Below are 19,379 nucleotides of genomic sequence, written 5' to 3'. Positions count from 1 at the left end.
TTCGCATGTTATACTTAATAATAAGAAAAATGAAAGAAAACGAGGTGTTAGAAAACATGGAAAAGTTAACGAAACGCCAGCAAGACATTCTCGACTTTATTAAGCTAAAAGTACAAGAAAAAGGATATCCACCTTCCGTACGTGAAATCGGTCAAGCAGTCGGCCTTGCTTCTAGTTCTACAGTGCACGGACATTTATCACGACTAGAAGAAAAGGGATATATTCGACGCGATCCAACAAAACCACGCGCAATTGAAATTTTAGGTGACAACCGAACGGAAACACAATCTGTTATTCAAGTTCCAATCATCGGAAAAGTTACTGCCGGTTTACCGATTACAGCAGTCGAAAGTGTAGAAGATCACTTCCCACTTCCAGCTAGTATCGTTGCTGGAGCAGATCAAGTGTTTATGTTACGCATTTCTGGAGATAGCATGATTGAAGCCGGTATCTTTGATGGTGATTTAGTTGTTGTTCGCCAACAACAGTCTGCATACAACGGTGAAATTGTAGTTGCTTTAACAGAAGATAACGAAGCAACTGTTAAACGTTTCTATAAAGAAAAAGATCATTTCCGTCTACAACCGGAAAACTCTTCACTAGAACCTATTATTTTAAAACAAGTGTCAGTTATTGGAAAAGTAATTGGCGTATATCGTGATTTACATTAAAAATAATAAAAAGAAGATAATTCCCTTATTTATATAGGTAATTATCTTCTTTTTATATTTTGATAGATTTCCGTTCATTCAAAAGAATGCGTTTCATTAATTATTAACGCGTTTCAATAGTAACATCTCCAGCAGCGGTTTTACCGCTAATCTTTTTACTACCACTACCAATCGTTATATTTTTATTGTCTTCATTAAAAATTGTCACGTCTCCAGCAGCAGTTTGCCCAGTTATAACTGCATCTTGTGGTTTTTCCAATAAAGTAATATCTACATCTCCAGCAGTTGAACTTACCTCTAAATCATATTTAGAATCATGATCAATAATATCTATATCCCCACTAGCCGTTTTTGCTGTTACTTTCCCTGTTACTTTTTTAAAATTCACCTCACCAGCTTTTGTAGACCCCTCCACACTCTTTGCTGTTACATGTTTCAAATCCACTTCTCCGGCGAGTGTTTCAACACTTACGCGGTCACTTTTCACATTACTTATTTCTATTTGTCCAGCGGATGAATTTACTTTTATCTCTTGATAAGAACGTTCAGGTACTAATATAGTCAATGTAGGCGTTTGAAATCCGAAATTGTAAAATGAAAAATCAAATGAAACACCTTTTTCTATTTCCCCTATGATTTTTAATGTATCACCATCTTCAGCAATACGAATCTCCTGTTTACTTACGTCTCCTTTTTGCTTTACATAAAAAGAGGAATCAGGAGATTTTTGGACAACAATATCTCCAGCATCTAACTTAACTTCTACATTTTTTAGCGTTTCGTTTTTAATTACGTCCTCTTTATCTCCTTTTTCTGCAGTTTGTACTGCTTTTTCATATGTTTGTGAAATCCCTATTACTCCAATAATGATACAAGCGATAGCTACTAATAATATCTTTTTCATCATCTACTCCCCTTTTATCATTTTGAAGTTCCAGACTACATAGCGTACACATAATCTTTTAAACCACTTCGTACTATAATAAGCTACAATACATAACAACAAACCTACTCCGACAAACGTTATACTAACGAAAAGATCCAACCATATAAAAGTGCCCATAAATACTTTTACAATAACGAAAAATGGTGTCACTACACTAGCAATCCCACCGACCCAAAAGGAAAATATAAAAGCTATAATTGCAACTAACGGGCCTAACACAATAATAAAATTAAACAAACTAAGTCCAACCGCTGCCATGACAGCTCTTGTTATATTCGAAGTCGATGGATCCTTTTTCATCTCATCAAAGCGATACAAAGCAAGCAAGTCTTTCGCAATTACTTTCGGAGAGCCAAGTCCCTTTATTATTTCTGATTCAGTTTTCCCCTCTTCCATCCCAAACTGAAAGTGCTCTTCATAATCAAATAAAATATCTTGTCGCTCTTCTTCTGGTAACTTTCTAAGATGACTTGATAATTCTTTAAGAAACCGTTCTTTACTCATCCCATTCCACCCCTTCAATAATTTCTTGAACACCTTTAGCAAAATCACGCCACTCTGTTACTAATAAAGTAAGTTGCATCTCTCCTTGCTCTGTTAGTTGATAATATTTACGGGGCGGTCCTTCCGTGGATTCTTTTAAATACGTTTGAAAATATCCCTCTTTCGTTAAACGACGTAATAACGGATATACAGAACCTTCCGATATTAAAAATTTATTAGAGATTTGCTGAACAAGTTCATATCCATAACAATCCTTACGTTTTACAAGTGCCAATACACACAGTTCTAACACACCTTTTTTAAACTGAACGTTCAAGGACAATCCCCCTTTCTCATTTTAGTACTGTTCAATAAACGGTAGCTATTTTATCCATAATATACCACTTAGTATTGTTTATTGCAAGGTACTGAATTATATTTATTCCCTAAATTTAGAAAACACAAATATAAAAGCCCGAATAAGACCTTTTGTAACTGACCATTATCCGGGCTATCATTCAACTCGAATTACAATAATACAAGATTTCATTCAATCTTTCTCCTCTATGAACCCACTTCCATTTGTGACCCTAATAAATTTCGAAATACACCTTTTCTCTCTTTAGCCAATTGATTAAATTCACCTTTTTGAACAATCTCACCTTTTCCTAAAACAATAACTTGATCTGCATTGCGGATCGTAGATAACCGATGCGCAATAACAACAATAGTCATCGTTCCTTTCAACCTTTCTATTGCTGATTGAATTTTTACTTCATTTTCAGTATCTAATGCACTCGTAGCTTCATCTAATACTAAAATGGATGGTTGTCTTAAAATAGCTCGAGCTAGTACAAGTCGTTGACGTTCACCACCTGAAAGTCTCACTCCACGATCTCCAATGAGAGTATCAAGCCCTTTTGGAAGCATTCGTACAAATTCAGCTGCCGCCGCAAAATCTAATGCAGTCCAAATTTGTTCTTCACTCGCATTCGGCTCAATCATCAATAAATTTTCTCTTATGCTTGCATTAAATAAAAAAGGATCTTGTGGCACATAACTAATAGCCCGTCTCAATGACAATAAATTTTCACTTGTAAGAGGAGTTCCATCTATTAATACTTGACCTTTCTCTGGCTGAATCAATCCCATTAAAACATCGATTAATGTGCTCTTCCCAGCTCCCGAATGTCCCACAATAGCCGTCATACTATTGATTGGTATTTTCACATTAATATTTTGAAGTGCATACAAATGCTCCTTCTTATTATATCGAAAATAAATACCCTTACATTCAATACCCTGCTCTATACAAATCGGCTTTATATGTTTTTGCTGATGTATATCCTGCATTTCAATTGCTTCATTACATTCCCCTTGTAAGTCCCATAATGACTTAAAAGCAGGAATGCTTGCAGCAAGCTGTTCTAAATTTGACTGAATTGTCATAAATCGTGGCCATAGTCTCGAAAAGATGAGTATGATTAATAGTAATTGGGTGGGTTGAGCTTTAAATATACTTACTGATAATAATATAAAAAATGCAATTAAAATAGCCATTGAAACTTTATAAAACAATTGAGAGTTCGACCTTATTCTCATATACTCCATTTGTTCATTACTCATCTTTTCTGTTATAGATTGTAACCAATCTAAACGTGATGCTTCCAAAGTATTACTCTTTATATCTTTAATTCCATTAAAATGATCTGTTATACCAGAAAGATAGTCTTGTGCTAATTTCGAGGTCTTACCGCCTAGTATTCGTGCTTTTTTTATAAAAGCACGAGAAGCTACTAAGAATAATAAGCCAAAGACCAAAACAAATATAGTTATTTGGGGAGATAATAAAAACGCAAGCCCCACCTGTATGAATGTAAACAGAATAACAGCTAACAATTGTAAAATTAAATTAACCCCATAACTTACGCGAGCTAATTCTGTAGTTAATATATTTATTAGATTTGTTTTCCTTTTCTCTAAAAAAAAACTCCACTTCGCTTTTAGAATCATACTATATGTTTCTATTCTTAATTCTCGTACAAAAGCTTGTTGCGTTCTCGCATCCCTTAGCGTTATGTTTCGTTGTAATAGATTTTGCCCTAACACTATTAGTATATATATACCTAAAATAGAAATTAGGCTTGTTGTTTTAGGGAAATCCTGCAAAAATCTATAAACAGGTGCAATAAAAGCAGTCTCCTCACCTATATTAATTATTCCAGCCATACTTATCATAGGAATTAATAAAATAATACCTATCCCTTCAAGTAAACTTATTAAAACCATACCAAACAAATTCACATACAGAATTTTCCCTGCAGAAGAATATAATTTCTTCATAAAATATATAATATGATTCATCGATGTTCCCCCTATGACAAAGCAAGCTTCTTTGTTTTCCTCCAAAGACATAGAAACGGACGTAAAGGAAAATATAAAAAATGAAGGAATTTAGGTAACGGCAATGTTTTTGCATCAATCGGATAAGGATAGAGTTGGCTCATAATAAATAAAATTTTTTGCTGATTAGACATCAGTGAAAATAAATGCCTACTATGATAAGCAAGTACTTCTTCAGGAACAGGATCGGTATGCAAGTTTATCATTTGCTTGAAATAAAACAACGCTTCTTGCGCTAACTGCTTTGAATGTTTTTTAGTTACTAATTCCATCATTCTTTCATCTAGTCGTACACCTAGCAATTGAGATGCCAAAATTAACGCTTGTCCTCCTAAATGAAGCATTTGATATTTTCTCATTAATTTATGAATCTCACTCCAATTAAGATCTTGATCGACAATTTTTTTTATGTCTACTAACCAACGTAGCCTGGACCAACCATGTCTGGCACCATGAGATACAAGAAATAAAAATAAGTCTTCCTTCCCTAACATATATACCGAATTACTCGTAAGTGTACTTTTTCTCTTTCGCTTCCAAAGCTCTTCAAACCCAGGTTCCTTACCCGGTCCGGGATTTAATCTCCAATGAATTTCAAGTTTGATCCGCCTTGTTGGGTGGAAAAATGTTATATGGTGATGCCTCCATTTCCAATCACTTAATATCGTTTGAATATAATCATCTTTCACATACCCTTGCTCTAAAAGTAGTTTTTCTGCTTTTTCTAAATTTTGAATAGGGATGAGAACGTCCAAATCACAGGATGTTCGTAAAGAAAGATTTCCATATAAGTCCTGAGATAGTACAGGCCCTTTTAGAAAAATCGTACGAATCTCATTTTCATTACATAATTTATTTATTCGTTCCATTTCAGCACTTAAATAAAGCATTTGAAATGTATTTCTTTTATATTTTCTAGTCAAGGTTTGTACAATATGTGAAGGAATCAGCTCCTTGTCCACCTGTTTAAGTTTTTGATATATCACCGGATAAACGCGATGATGCACGGCTTGCTCAAGAAATACTTCCCAATCAATATCCGAAAACCATTCATTACTGTAAGTTTGCATTGTTTCGTCATCTTGTAACTTCAAAATTGCAAAAAGAAGTTTCAATTCCTTAGACATGAACTCTACATTAAGACCAAAATCTTTCTCCATTTTACTCTCCTTTAATAGTGTTCTCACTTAGCCTCTTTGCAAATGATCCAACGACAGTGAATTTCTCCATTCCTTCCGATCCAGTAACATAAAAAGAACCGCTACGTAACCATGCATGTGCAATTAGTTCCCCACTATTATCCTTAGCCATTCCTAAATAAAGAGTACTCTCAATGTGACGTTTTTCAAGCATTTTCATCCCAGCTATAGCTTTAACGAGACATTGACTTTCCCAAAAAGTATAACGACTCATAATAGAAATTGCTTCGGACACCTTTTTTAGCGTATCTCCGTGCGGTTGAATATGAGTACTTGAGGTTTCACTCATGTAATTCCCTAAAGAAGGTGCAACTTTGGAAAATGTAATATTTTTTAGTACACGTGCCCATCCTAAAAAAATAAAAGCCTCTAAAAATAAGAGCTTTGTTTTCATGTTTAGTGATAAAAACATCCTTAACCTTTTCACAATATTTATTAATCCCTTCCTAACAGTTCTTTTGAAATTACGAATCTATCTATTAGGCTGATCTTTTATTTGAATTAACCCTTCTTGAAACAAACACTCTAAAAAGGAAAGAACTTGCTCTTCACAATCTTTTCGTTCAATATCATAGTTAGATACTAGCATAGTAACAAGCTGATTAATTATTACTGGATTTTCAATAAGCTCCCATATTTCTCCGCCTATTTCACCCAAGTTATAGTAATTTCCTTTTTGGACATTTAACATAACTTTTTCTCCATCCATATCGCTTACTATATTACCTTTACTTTGGACAACGTTATGTTCTAATGATATTTTTCTCGAATGAACAACCATCAACCATACTCCCTTTCTGTATAGTATTTAAAATAATTTGCACAAGCTCATGAGCTGTAAATCTTGAAGTCGGGCGACTTAATTGAAACATTTCCATTCCGCTTGCAATATCAGATGACGTTTCAAAATGCCATTCCATCAATCCTAATTTAGAAATCAAAGAACTCCTAAAAGTATGGCGGTATAATTTATACAAGCGTGCAAGCCCTTCTATACGGGTCATCTCGATATCTTCTCCCTGTGCTTTTACTAATTCAATAACACCAGCAAGAGGTAATGGATCAGGAAAGAATTGAGAATTCACAGGAACAGCATACTTCGTTTCCCTTTCAAACAAAGGGCTATATTGCGTTATTTCCATTCCAAACTCATCTAAACTCTCTTGCCATAATTTTTGTTGTGGATAAGACGGATGAACTATTGGGGTATTCTTACATAAAAGAGTCACAGCAACTATATCATCACTTAAAAACTGATATCCTTTACTCAAAAAAGCCGAGGCTAAAGTTGATTTTCCAGCCCCTGAATCACCAATTAAAGCATATGCTTTCCCATCTATAGCAATCACACTTCCGTGCAATGGAAGTACTTTGCGTTGCATTAATAGTGCTCCCATGCAAGTTCCAAGGATATATAGTCGTATTTTATTTTCTTCAGCCTCTGGCATAGGTGAAAAAATGATTTTCTCACCCGCTTGGACAGAAAATATTGCAGTTTGAGGAACATGAAACATAACTACATCATCTTCCACTACAATTGTTCTTTGCTGCTCTTCGTTATATCCACTCCATCGTTCAGATAGATCAGTCATTTCTATTTGAATATCTGCCATCTCTTTCTTTTCATTCAGCTGAGACAATTCAGGTAATGGAATTTCACTTACTATCTTTAACCCGAAGGCTTTGTATAACACATTTCCCATCGAATCAATCATCCTATTCACCCCACATTGTCAATTTTTTGAAAGCTCTTATATATAAGATAAACTATATAAGAGCTTTATTTTTCTAATGATTTAACTATACTTCACCGCATCATCTGGATCAGGTTGAACAGCATCAGGAAGTTTATGCCCAGGTCCCGCCATAGTCATATTAATATTAAGTACTTCCAATACAGGTTGTTTCCATTCCTTTTTCATACGTATCACCTCCTTTCATATTAATTTTTTTATAAATCGATAGAATATTAAGCTGCGCATTAAAACTCTAAAATCTAAATCAAATGCATATTCTGGTCGAGGTTCTTTACAAATTTTTGAGATAGCTTTCTTAATTACCTCTACATTTAGAAATTCAGAAATTACTGGATCTACACTAAGTTCTTCAACTTCTTCAATGAATTCATTCCAAAAAGGAGCCATACGGTAAACACCATCTGCACCTTGAACACCTCGAATACACTGATTTAATCGTACTTTATCAGGGAGTAATTTTTTTGTTGCTCTCCGGATAAGGGATCGATCTAAACCATTTTGAACATACTGTTCTTCCGGGACTGACGAACAAAATTGAATAATCCGTAAGTCATTTGTAGGATCACGATCCCATAAAGCATAGCGTAACGACAATTTCGTTTCATACGTTCCATTTATGCTCCAATAATAGGGTTTTTCAAACTGTTCTCTTTTCATGTCATATGCATTTGCGATAGAAGTACCTGTTATATCAACGCCCTGTTCTTTGAGTCTATCAAAAACATTCATTTTTTTAGCAAATTCCGGATTGATTATTGTGGGGAAAACATCTTGTTCCTCTGAAGAAAGTAACTGATACAAAAACGGAAAAGCCTTTCTTCTTACCACTTCAAAAACACGTGATTTTTTCACTCCTATATTTTTACTATACAAATATAGTTCACGATAAAAACGAATCCAATGTAGCTTTTTCAACAACATTGCCTGGTAATCAAAAATAGGCCCCCATGATACTGTCCAATTACCCCTTTGACCACTAAGGAGTACTCCTATTCCATGCTGAGATGCTTTTTCATAAACTCCACTCAACCAAAAAGTATTCTCAAAAAATTTATATGGCATCTCCATCGTTTCCAACCAATCATCAATTTCCGATAGTGGGCTTCTCTCTGGCAATTCTAAATAATAATCCTGTATATTCCCTACATGCTCTACAGTTGATTGAATAAATGGCCTTTCATCAGCAATTCTACCTTTGTGTGTCCAATCTTCAAATCCTGTTACAGGGACATAACTAAACGTATGTAACTTTTTATTTTCAGCACGTAAATCCTTTGCAGCGAAGCTAACGACAGACCCTGAGTCTAGCCCTCCGCTCAAATGAGCTCCTACTTGGTGATGTGTTCGTAAACGTGCCTTCACTGCACTTTGATACACCTCTCGAAACGCCTCTTCATACTCTTCATTTGATTTTAAATTAAGCATTTTCCCAGCAGTTGGTGTATAGTATCGCGAAAACTTTACTTTGCCTTCCTTTACCAAAATAGTGTGGGATGGAGGCACCTGTTCTATATATTTATAAACTGTTAACTGTGGATCTACTGATTCGAAATTTACAGGTATAGCTAAAAATTCAGCAATCCACTGCTTATTTAATTTCTTCTCAACATATGGTAGAGAAAATAACGGATTTATAATAGTACAAAAAGCAAACTTTTTCTCACCACGATAAAAATAAAGTGTCCGGCTTCCCGAAAAATCTCTAGCTCCAAAAAGAATTTGTTTTTTCTCATCCCAAATCATAAAGGCAAAATCGCCTACCAAATATTTTGGAGCCGCTTCCCCCCATTTTTGATAAGAAAGTAAAATTAATTCACTATCTGTCATATTCTTTCTATCCGCATAATCTACTTGTAATTTTTTAAATAACTCATGACGATTATCAATAATAGCATCTGCTGTAATTGCCAGTTGCTTTTCATAATTATAGAAGGGTAATTGTTCACCAACTGACTCTGGCGTAATCCATTGTGCGTGACATCCTAGGAAAGCATTTTCTTTGTGCCATATTTGAATATCATCAGCAGGGTACTTTTGTAAATCACTCATTAATCGTGTGCCATGTTCAATTGATACAGGTTCATTAGTAAAGTGAATAATACCAGTTATAGCGCTCATTTCTTCCTCCTAATATATGGAAAGTAACTACAAATACTATTTATATATTAAATTCGTTAAACATACCCCTTTATCATTCTTTTTAACGAACAAAGTTATTTGTTTTATTACTTTCTCAATTACATGCTTTAATTTACTTACAGACCAAGATATAAATATTTAAAACCTATAATCATCTCTTTTTTATATCAATTGAAACTGAATGTTCCCAAACAATCCCCTTTAGAATTCACTATAAAGAACAGATAGTGGTACATATACAAATCTAATTCCAATTTTACTTACTTTTCTTTTAATTCTTCCATTCTACTGCTTTTAAAATGCTTTGAATTACCCTTTGTTGATCTTCAGCTAACATATTAGATCCTGAAGGCAAACAAATTCCACTTTGAAATAAGGAATGCGACACATCTTCATTTTTACTATGCGGATAATACTTCTTCTCTTTAAAGAGCGACTGCATATGAAGTGGCTTCCACATAGGACGCGCTTCAATATTCTCTTCTGCTAAAGTTCTCAACAATTTCCCAATAGAGATCCCGGATTCCTTTTCATCAATTGTCAATGTAGTAAGCCAACGATTAGAGCGAGTATTTTCTAATTCAGGCATAAAATAAAATCCTGGCATGTGAGATAGCGCTTCATAATACCGTTTATATATAAATCTTCTAGCTCTCACCCTATCTTCTAACACTTCTAATTGTCCTCTACCAATACCAGCTAAAATATTACTCATTCGATAATTATATCCTATCTCACTATGCTCATAATGTGGAGCTGGATCCTTTGCTTGTGTCGCTAAAAACCTCGCTCTTTCTAATGCTTCTACATCATTAGAAACTAGCATTCCACCACCTGAAGTTGTAATGATTTTATTTCCGTTAAATGAATAAACCCCAAACCTCCCAAATGTACCGCTTGCTTTTCCTTTATATGTAGATCCAAGAGATTCTGCTGCATCCTCAACTATAGGAACATTATATTGATTACAAAGTGAAAGAATTTCATCTAGTTTAGCACTCTGACCATATAAATGAACAAGAATGATAGCCTTTGGTAATTTCCCCACTTTATTAGCTTCATACAATGCATGTGCCAATGCATTCGGTGACATATTCCATGTTTCCGGTTCTGAGTCAATAAATACTGGTTCAGCTCCCAAATAAACAATCGGATTCGCACTCGCTACAAAAGTAAAACTTGAACAAAACACTGTATCTCCCTTTTGGACATCTAATAATCGCAAAGCTAAATGAATAGCAGCCGTACCTGAACTAACTGCAGCCCCACCTTTCACTCCTACAAAAGATGCAAGTTCTCTTTCAAATCCATCAACATTTGGGCCAAGAGGGGCAATCCAGTTTGTATCAAATGCATTTTGAATATATTTTTGTTCATTCCTACTCATGTGCGGAGAGGAAAGGTAAATTCGCTTTTTATGCTGAACTGTGTGCATGTAAACACATCCTTTATACATATTTAAATACTATGTATCTAAAAACATATGCTTTAATACAGATATATCAGATAATCTCCTTAAATTATCAATTGTATAATGTGCTTTATAAGCTTGCTCAACTATAAGATTATGGTGAATTCCACCTTCTCTATTAATATGGATCGTTAACCATTTCAATTTCTTGGCTGTTATAAAATCCTTACTTAAATTATCTCCTATATAGACACATTGCTGATGAGGCACCTGTAGTTCCTTACTTATCTTTTCATAAGGAATTTGGCTCGGCTTCCAATATTCTTTTCCCAGCTCATCAGTGAGAATTATCGAATGAAATCTCTCTTTTAACTTTAATGCATTAATTTTCTTTTCTTGGGCAACTAAATATCCGTCTGAAATAAGTCCTATTTTAACGGTATTAACTAAATTATTTAGTACCCAATCCGCTTCATCCAACAATTGAATATCTGGTTTATGAAACCTATACTGTTCTATCAAATTACTAATCAATTTTTCATCGTAAGGAATGTTTAACTTTTCTAGTGTTTCATTAAACACGAACCTTCTTTCCCCCGAATCGAATAATTGAATTGCAATATTATAAAATCCGGTTTTCTTATACTTCTCTTTAATCCAATCATCCACTGCTTTCAAACCACTTACAACATAATCTTTCTCTTTATATAAAGTATCATCCATATCAAAAACAATTGCTTTAATCATCATCTTAAATACTCTCCATAAAAACCGCTTCATCATATCTAAGCATTGTTAAATTTTCTCTCCAATTAAAGTCCTTATCTATAAAGACTTCCCCCTGACACATTTTAATTGTCCAAAGTGGAAAATTCGCTCCTGCTTCTATTGATAGTGGTATTCCTCCTCCAAAACGAGGGTTTATTTCAATAAACGTAATTTGTCCATCCTCCTTTTTAAAACATTGTAAAGTAATACACCCAATAGGATTAGGAAGAGCTTTTATTACAGTTTCTGCTGCTTGGATGATATCAAAATCCTTCTTGGTCATACCTTTACTTACCTCACCTGCTCGTGTCTCTATACGCAATCTAGGAACGATTGTTTTTATATTCCCACAGAAATCTACCATGACATCTATAGTGTATTCTTCTCCTGAAACATACTCTTGTATCATAGCGTTAGGTATATAATCCTTAAAAAATTCCAATTCCTTTTCATTCATTATTTTTGTTACACCTTTACTAGAACTGCCATCATAAGGTTTAATTAATAGTGGAAATTGATATTCTTTTCTTCCAATCTCTTCATCACTATATACTCTAGGTGTTGGTATATTATTAGATGCAAAAAAGTTATATGTGTATTTTTTGTTATTAGCAATCTTATTTAATTCCATACTAGAAACTAATACTTTTACACCAATACCCTCGAAAACCTTCGAATTATTAGCCATAAGGGTTAATTCCGTATCAATTAACGGAATTATTAGATTTATCATTTCAGATTTACATATTTTTAATAATTCATTTATATATCCCTCTTCATTTACACGCGGAACAATAAAATGCTTATCGCTAAAGTAAATGGTAGGAGCAGTTTCTTTTAAGTCTGCAGTAAAGATTTTTCCTTTGATTCCTTCTTGTTTAAGTACTTCCTTAAATTTTTTAATTAAGGTGACCCTCCTACCAGAACTAGTAAACAAAATATTCATTTTATTCCCCCCCATGCTCGATTCCCCCCTTAAAAACTGGCATAGTCACATGCTTATTATTTGTTATCCCTTCCGACTTTAAAACCTTACTAAAAGTTAGATATAAAATTTTCAAATCTAAAAGAAAACTTTGATTCTCAACATACCATACATCTAATTTAAATTTCTCATCCCATGAGATACTATTTCTTCCATTAACTTGAGCCCATCCAGTGATTCCGGGTCTTACATTATGCCTTTTAGCTTGCTCTTTCGAATATAAAGGCATATATTCTATTAATAATGGGCGGGGGCCCACCAAACTTAATTGACCTTTTAGCACATTTATTAATTGTGGTAATTCGTCTAAACTATATTTTCTAAGAAATTTTCCAACTTTAGTTAATCTAGCGTGATCTTGTAACAGCTCCCCATTACGATCTCGCTCATTGGTCATCGTACGAAATTTATAAAGATAAAAAGATTTTCCATGTAACCCTGGACGTTGTTGTCTAAATAAAATGGGTGATCCTATCTGAGTTTTAACTATAATTGCTACTAAAAGAATAACGAAAAAAAAGCAAATTAATAATAATAAAGAAATAAAGATATCAAACAGTCTCTTCATTACCAATCATTCCCCCATCTTAAATTATTACAAATGCTTTTCCAAAGTTAAATAATCTACAAAGTATTCATTACGGATTGAAATCAAGTATTCTTAAGTTGTAATTAAAGAATTGTATTCAATTTCTCTTTACTTATCACCTGCAAACATTTTCTATAGTACACAGCTTTAAAACTTAATAAGTAGAAGAAAGCAATACACATAGGTGCAAAATATATTTTTCCAAATGCTTATCCAAGAGACTATTACACACTGTAAAAATCTCAAAAAATATATTCACAAACACAGTTTTATAAACAACGCTTAGTAGTATATTAAAAAATCCATTTATTATTTAAAAATTCTCCTACACACTATTTTTTAGTATGCAGTTAACGTAATAATAAAAAGCTATTATGTTTATAAAAAACATAATAGCTTTTCTCTATTCTATAGTAGTAACTAAAAGTCAATAAACCTATTATCTATTAGGAATTAGACTATTTCGAATAATTACATTGGACAAAATCCTTCCATGTACCATTATATAATACTTTATGGACATATTTATTAAGAGCCACTCTACTTCATTTCTCATAATTTTTTGAAACTATTCAAATTTAATTATCACCATGCATTAATTTGGATCTATTACACCATTAACTATATTCCCTTGCAGAAATTCCCTCCCTGTAATTGTAATTTTCGCATTATTCAACACGTTGTTTTGAATTACTACTAGGGGTGTAATACTCGTTGTTCTATTATCTATCCCAACTTGCATCAAATTTGTGGAATTTATAATATTATTTTGAATTATCACTTGCTTACCAGTAAACGCTGCATCCAAAACAATAATAGCTCTCTGAAGAGTATCATTTGTAATTTTTATAGTATTTCCCCCTAACACTATTTCATCAGATACATTTTGAATATTCAAGACCGTACCATTTGGTTTTTCTATATGACAATCCATCATCTTGAATGCTTTGAGGTTATTCACTGTAAATAACGTGTTATTTCTATCTATACTAAAGAACTTGCAATCTTTTAATTCTAAAGTGCTTCCTGTACTTGTTATCCCCAAAAAGGTGACGTCCTTAAAAAAGCAATTTGTATATGTCCCTGCAACTAAGGTTGGGTTTTTAACATTATTAAATATAATATTTTCAAATATCCATCCTGATTTAACTGTTCCTACTGGTACATAATTTAAATACAAAACGTCTTGTCCTTCAAATATACAATTTGAGATAGTTTGCGGCTCATTTTTCATCTCTAATGTCCACTGATACAATGATGACAAGGAATTTAGTTTATCTGCATCGTTTATAAAGCGACAGGAATCAACTTTAACCGCATATGGAAAGGGGGTATCAATAATCATTTTACTATTAGAAAAATGATTATCTAATATATTAATAGGTCGATTTACATATACACCTTGAACATTTACTTGCGCTCCGTATACATAATTATTGGAAAAAATAACATCTCCTAACAAAGAGACCTTGGTTAATCGGATATTATTCCCTGTTACGATTACCCTATCTGCACCACCATTAATAGATAGCCCAACATAAGCATTTGAAATGGTATTCATAATAGAATTATTCGATATATAGATAAATTTCCCATTTACAACAATAATATTATAATTTTTATTATCATGAAAATTATTTCTTTCAATGTATATATATTGATTTAAATCATATCCATCTTCAATATCTAGTCCACTTTGTGGATTGGTACCTGCGATGTGATGAATATCATTATCTCGAATATATACATTCTTTGCCCCACATACACTAATCCCTTGTCTACGGCAATCATGTAAATTACATTTTTCTATATAAGTATATTGTGAAAAAGAAGGCACCCGAACATTTATTAAACAATTTGCAGGAGCAGGAACATTCCCTTGATGCAAAACAATTTTAGCATAACTTGCTCCATTAGGGACTTCTACTTCATCAAAGAATTGTACATTGGTTTTTGAAGATAAAAATATATTATTTGAAGTGTAAAAAATGACATCATAATAATCGCATTTTATTTCAGAACCCAATGCTCCAAATCCATTTCCATATAATCCAAAGTAACCATACTTTACAATAGCCACTTGGGTCATATCAATTTGCAAATTGGAACGTATCTTTGTTGTACTACTTACTAATGAACCATCTGTTGTATTAATTGCTCCCTGTTCAAATGAACTTGCTAATGCTGTAGGAAAAGGTGAAATCTGCCCAAAAGTACTGTTCAGTGTAATGGCATCTCCTGTACAATCTAAAATATCTAGATTATCTAAAGATACAAACCGTGTATTGTTCCCCCCATCAGCAGGTGGAGTAAAACTCCCCAATTCAATGCCGTACCCTGCCTCATGTGTTCCCCCACTAGAATAATCATGTGTATATCTATCTCCTTGGATAATACCATTTGTTATCCTAGAATATACTTGATTTCTACGAAAACTTATAATTGCATATCCAGTCAAATTATTTGTTTCCATTTTTAATGTTGAACCGTTTAGATTCAAAGTTAAATGACTTGGTGGTTCGATGGGTGTTTGTTTATCAATCAAATATATTCCTCTAGGTAACACAACTTCCGTATAACCTTGTTGAGCCGCCCAAACTAAAGCATTATTAATACCTTTGGAAGTATTGATAGCATCAGTCCCATCATTCTTAACATCCCATCTATCTAATTCTAATACATATATACTTGTAGAATTTGTAGCTTCAAATGATTTTGGAATCCATTTTAATTGCGTACTATCATAAGTTAAAATGTCATTATGAAAAGGAGGCTTGGACACCAAATCTAAATCATTCAAATTCCCAAGATTATCCCTTCTTCTCCACATCAATTCACACCTCTTTTTTGCTTTTCTACATCTTATGTTTCATAAGGTAAATTGATTGGATATAAGAGAAGTAACATCACTTTTTATTTTTTTTAGAGATCCATTATTTAGAAAGTCTTTTCACAATTCCTTTCTCCTTCCTAAATAGATCTATTCTTACTAGCTGTTTTTATTTCAATACCCTTTTATTTATACTATTTAAACTTACAATTTTATTAAAAAGACACTATGCTCTTTATACATAACTCCCCTACTATTATTTTCAGAACAACCTAAAATCTCTTCCGTAAATAAAGCATTCTTTACTGTGATATGGAAAAAATAAAATAATAATTTATGGATAATTATCATTCGAAACTTTCCGAGTTAATATTTTCGACTTTATTTTTTTATTAATATTCGGGTTAAATTAAGGAAATATCTATACTCTTCCGCCTCTTTAAATACCATCCAAAAGATCAAATTCGGAATAATCAGGCACAAAATACTACGTATTACCATGTCCATAAATATATTTATGTGAAAAATATAACCAATAAAATCCGTTGCTATAACAGAAAATAATACAAGCACTACAAACAAAATATATCTAATAAAATATACTTTTACAGATTTTTTAAAAATCATTTTAAATATAATATAAGGATCATACCAAAAGTAAGTACATAATCTACTAATAACAGTCCCTAAAAGCACTCCTGCTATTCCTATTTGTTTCGCGAGAATTATAGAAACTACAATATTTATAATTGCCGCTATGATAGGTCTATACTTCCCTTTTTTAAATAAACCTGTGGTTTCTCTAAAAATTGTAGTTGTATTTTGCATTCCTGAAGTGAAAAAATTAAGTAATATGAAAAATAATACATACTTATTAAACACATATTCCTCACCTAACCAGAGTGTTATAAATGGATTTATCAAATTCCAAAGGCAAACTGTACAAAATCCATATATCCAAAAATTAAAAAAGTTAATTACACGAAAAATAAAATATTTTTTTTCTGCATTTTCTTTCACATTCAAATTTCCAACACTAGCAGTGATAGAATAAAACAAATAGCCTAATAAGGTATTTAATGTATTTAAGATCAACAAATAATTTGAATACACACCAACCCAAATAATTCCAATGAATTTCGATATAATTATATTATCTGTTGCATTAATTACTACACCACTAATTTTATATAGTAACAAGGAATACAAATTCTCAAAAAACTCTCGTCTGTCTGCCTTAGATAATTTCGCATTATTTTTTTCTTTTAAAAATGGATATAATTTATTTGCCTTATTTGCAATATATACATTCTCAATTACTTTCAATGTTAATTGAACTATCAGTACTACAATGTAATCACTAATAATTATTAATAAAACAATTTGTAATGCGTTAGATATAATTATGAACAAAGTGTGTATTTTAGAAATGATATAGTTACTTTGATCAGCAATAATAATAGATTGCTTATATACAAAATAATATGATGACACCGAACTTATTAAAAATAAAAGATAGATAATGTTAATGTCTTTAATCATAGTATCTGCATTCACTAAATAATCAAGAAATGGTAATAGAGATAACCCTAATAATAAGACTACTACTCCTATTAATCTGTATGCTTTTTGATATAAATTCATTAATGCCTGTATTTTATAGATATCCTTCTCAGCTAATGGCCTATATAAACTATAAATTATAGCTGTATCAAAGCCTAAATTAGCTAGGGAAAACATCAATAGTATACTTGTAAAAAGCCCATCCACACCTAAATATTCTATACCGAGTGTATAAATAAAAACAGTTCGAACAACAAATCCCATGCCAATACTAATTATTTGTCCAGACAAACCGAATAAAATATTTTTTAAGGAATTTTGTATTCTCATCGTAATACCTTCTATATTTTAGTTGTTTTGCGTACCCACTCTACTAAATTTGGCACTAATCTTCCTCTTTAAAATAGGGAAAAACTTTGTTATCCTGTATTTTAATAACGCTTTTCTTCGTTGCGCCTTGAAATCATAATCTAGAAACCAATTTAGTAAATTTTTATCTGTAATACAATCACAATTTTGTTTCATTCGCACTTGGATTAAATTCCAATACATTTCAATGAATGTATTAGTAAAAAACTTCACCTCACTATTTAAAGAAGTTTTAACGTACTGATAAAGATTACTTGGAATATTAAAACCATATTCACGAGGATCTCTCCCTTCAGCAATAATTCCCATAATTGTTCTTAAACATTTTTCACATTTACAACAATTTTCTTCATTTTTAAAACATACCCTGATATTAACAGGTTCTTTACTAGCTGAATAATGGTCCACAACAACTTTAATCTTTTCTTGCCTAGTAAGTTCGTATCCATCATGAAATACTGTTCCAGATGCATATTTTATTTCATTATCCACAGTTGGATCAGATGCACAAGTAACTTGATATAATGGAGAATTAGAGCTTGCAATGTATATACATTTTATCTTAAGTTTAAAAGCTATTGGAATAGCTGCAGATATTATCGCTAGACCATGATGCAATCCATGCCACCATGTATCGTTTAACTTTTCTCTAAAATCATGGTCAATGTTCCCTGCAATTATAAAGGTCCCATAGTTGGATTGTATAAAAATATTTTCTAGTCCATTATCCTTTACAAAATTTATGGCATTTTCTTTATCTGCCTCCCATACTTTACTACCCTCTATTTCATTTTCATGCCATCCATATTCAGTAACTAGCAAGGGGTTTTTATCTTTTATTCTTATAAATGTAGTAAGTGCATCTAATCCCCCACTAAATAAAGATGCCGCTTCAAATTCCGGAATGTAAACATTATCAATAATTTCTCCTACATCCACGGATCCTTTAAATTTCACACCAGGAAACATGTTTTGATATGCATTTTTTATATTATTTAAACAAATATAAAAAGATTTATCTAGTTCATTTATTACTATTGTTGAATTAGTAATCCATACAAGAGGAACTACATTTGCAACAAACGGAATAGCCAAAATACTTAAAGGGATATCAGATACATCATAGTTATATTCAAGAAACATATGATTACTTGTCTTAAAATACTTTTGTAAATCCCCCTTAATACTAAAAGAATAATCAACTCTATTATTTCTTACGACAATTTTATCGAGAATTATACTATTCATTTGAGCCTCCTAATAAAT

The 19,379-nt window shown here is 32.4% G+C and carries 17 protein-coding genes and 1 pseudogene; 1 reads left to right on the top strand and 17 read right to left on the bottom strand.

Translation table 11 applies throughout. From position 1 onward, the window contains the following. The first annotated feature begins 56 nt into the window (after positions 1-56). On the top strand, positions 57-671 hold the full coding sequence (lexA, locus tag ABH955_RS00185; RefSeq protein WP_002087894.1) for a transcriptional repressor LexA: 615 nt from the start codon (positions 57-59) through the stop codon (positions 669-671). Between the two features lie 103 nt (positions 672-774). Here the strand turns inward: lexA and ABH955_RS00180 are convergent, their stop codons facing one another. The 17 genes and pseudogenes from ABH955_RS00180 to ABH955_RS00100 form a co-directional block, all read right to left on the bottom strand. Beyond that, positions 775-1,578 (bottom strand): DUF4097 family beta strand repeat-containing protein, encoded by an 804-nt coding sequence (locus tag ABH955_RS00180; RefSeq protein ID WP_404456526.1) that lies wholly within the window; start codon positions 1,576-1,578, stop codon positions 775-777. Continuing rightward, entirely contained in the window at positions 1,579-2,121 is a 543-nt protein-coding gene (locus tag ABH955_RS00175; RefSeq protein ID WP_404443897.1) for a DUF1700 domain-containing protein, read from the bottom strand. After that, positions 2,114-2,437 carry a PadR family transcriptional regulator gene (locus tag ABH955_RS00170; RefSeq protein WP_002066545.1) on the bottom strand — a complete coding sequence of 108 codons (324 nt, stop codon included), beginning with the start codon at positions 2,435-2,437 and terminating at the stop codon, positions 2,114-2,116. The genes ABH955_RS00175 and ABH955_RS00170 overlap by 8 nt, the downstream gene beginning before the upstream one ends. Before the next feature lie 227 nt (positions 2,438-2,664). Beyond that, positions 2,665-4,464, bottom strand: coding sequence for an ABC transporter ATP-binding protein (locus tag ABH955_RS00165; RefSeq protein ID WP_002128582.1), 1,800 nt, complete (start codon positions 4,462-4,464; stop codon positions 2,665-2,667). Positions 4,465-4,475: 11 nt separating this feature from the next. Next, positions 4,476-5,663, bottom strand: a complete 1,188-nt coding sequence (locus ABH955_RS00160; protein WP_404490789.1) for a nucleotidyltransferase domain-containing protein — start codon at positions 5,661-5,663, stop codon at positions 4,476-4,478. Between the two features lies 1 nt (position 5,664). After that, positions 5,665-6,138 carry a lasso peptide biosynthesis B2 protein gene (locus ABH955_RS00155; RefSeq protein ID WP_404444318.1) on the bottom strand — a complete coding sequence of 158 codons (474 nt, stop codon included), beginning with the start codon at positions 6,136-6,138 and terminating at the stop codon, positions 5,665-5,667. Positions 6,139-6,174: 36 nt separating this feature from the next. Beyond that, complete coding sequence (locus ABH955_RS00150) at positions 6,175-6,483, bottom strand: lasso peptide biosynthesis PqqD family chaperone (protein ID WP_404443889.1); 309 nt, start codon at positions 6,481-6,483, stop codon at positions 6,175-6,177. Further along, on the bottom strand, positions 6,446-7,417 hold the full coding sequence (locus ABH955_RS00145; protein ID WP_404443886.1) for an aldolase: 972 nt from the start codon (positions 7,415-7,417) through the stop codon (positions 6,446-6,448). Before ABH955_RS00145 ends, ABH955_RS00150 begins: the two co-directional genes overlap by 38 nt. 81 nt (positions 7,418-7,498) lie before the next feature. Then, complete coding sequence (locus ABH955_RS00140) at positions 7,499-7,624, bottom strand: paeninodin family lasso peptide (RefSeq protein WP_000712620.1); 126 nt, start codon at positions 7,622-7,624, stop codon at positions 7,499-7,501. Between the two features lie 15 nt (positions 7,625-7,639). Beyond that, positions 7,640-9,577, bottom strand: coding sequence for a lasso peptide isopeptide bond-forming cyclase (locus ABH955_RS00135; protein ID WP_404443883.1), 1,938 nt, complete (start codon positions 9,575-9,577; stop codon positions 7,640-7,642). A gap of 292 nt (positions 9,578-9,869) precedes the next feature. Continuing rightward, the gene (locus ABH955_RS00130; protein ID WP_215590075.1) at positions 9,870-11,033 is read right to left on the bottom strand and encodes an aminotransferase class I/II-fold pyridoxal phosphate-dependent enzyme; all 1,164 of its coding nucleotides are present in this window, start codon (positions 11,031-11,033) and stop codon (positions 9,870-9,872) included. 30 nt (positions 11,034-11,063) lie between these two features. Then, complete coding sequence (locus ABH955_RS00125) at positions 11,064-11,759, bottom strand: HAD family hydrolase (protein ID WP_016120646.1); 696 nt, start codon at positions 11,757-11,759, stop codon at positions 11,064-11,066. Position 11,760: 1 nt separating this feature from the next. Further along, entirely contained in the window at positions 11,761-12,738 is a 978-nt protein-coding gene (locus ABH955_RS00120; RefSeq protein WP_002165241.1) for an ATP-grasp domain-containing protein, read from the bottom strand. Beyond that, positions 12,725-13,330, bottom strand: a complete 606-nt coding sequence (locus ABH955_RS00115; RefSeq protein ID WP_404456520.1) for a sugar transferase — start codon at positions 13,328-13,330, stop codon at positions 12,725-12,727. The genes ABH955_RS00120 and ABH955_RS00115 overlap by 14 nt, the downstream gene beginning before the upstream one ends. A 616-nt stretch (positions 13,331-13,946) precedes the next feature. Next, positions 13,947-16,181 (bottom strand): right-handed parallel beta-helix repeat-containing protein, encoded by a 2,235-nt coding sequence (locus ABH955_RS00110; protein WP_404456517.1) that lies wholly within the window; start codon positions 16,179-16,181, stop codon positions 13,947-13,949. 334 nt (positions 16,182-16,515) lie between these two features. Continuing rightward, a pseudogene (locus tag ABH955_RS00105) lies at positions 16,516-18,074 on the bottom strand (lipopolysaccharide biosynthesis protein). An 18-nt stretch (positions 18,075-18,092) separates the two neighbouring features. Beyond that, entirely contained in the window at positions 18,093-19,361 is a 1,269-nt protein-coding gene (locus ABH955_RS00100; protein ID WP_002128600.1) for a hypothetical protein, read from the bottom strand. Between the last annotated feature and the right edge of the window lie 18 nt (positions 19,362-19,379).

The sequence above is a fragment of the Bacillus sp. RC240 genome (assembly GCF_044907945.1).
In the GTDB taxonomy this organism is placed as follows: Bacteria; Bacillota; Bacilli; order Bacillales; family Bacillaceae_G; genus Bacillus_A; species Bacillus_A mycoides.
The sequence above is the reverse complement of the archived record's forward strand: the minus strand, read 5'-3'. Positions and strand labels throughout refer to the sequence as shown.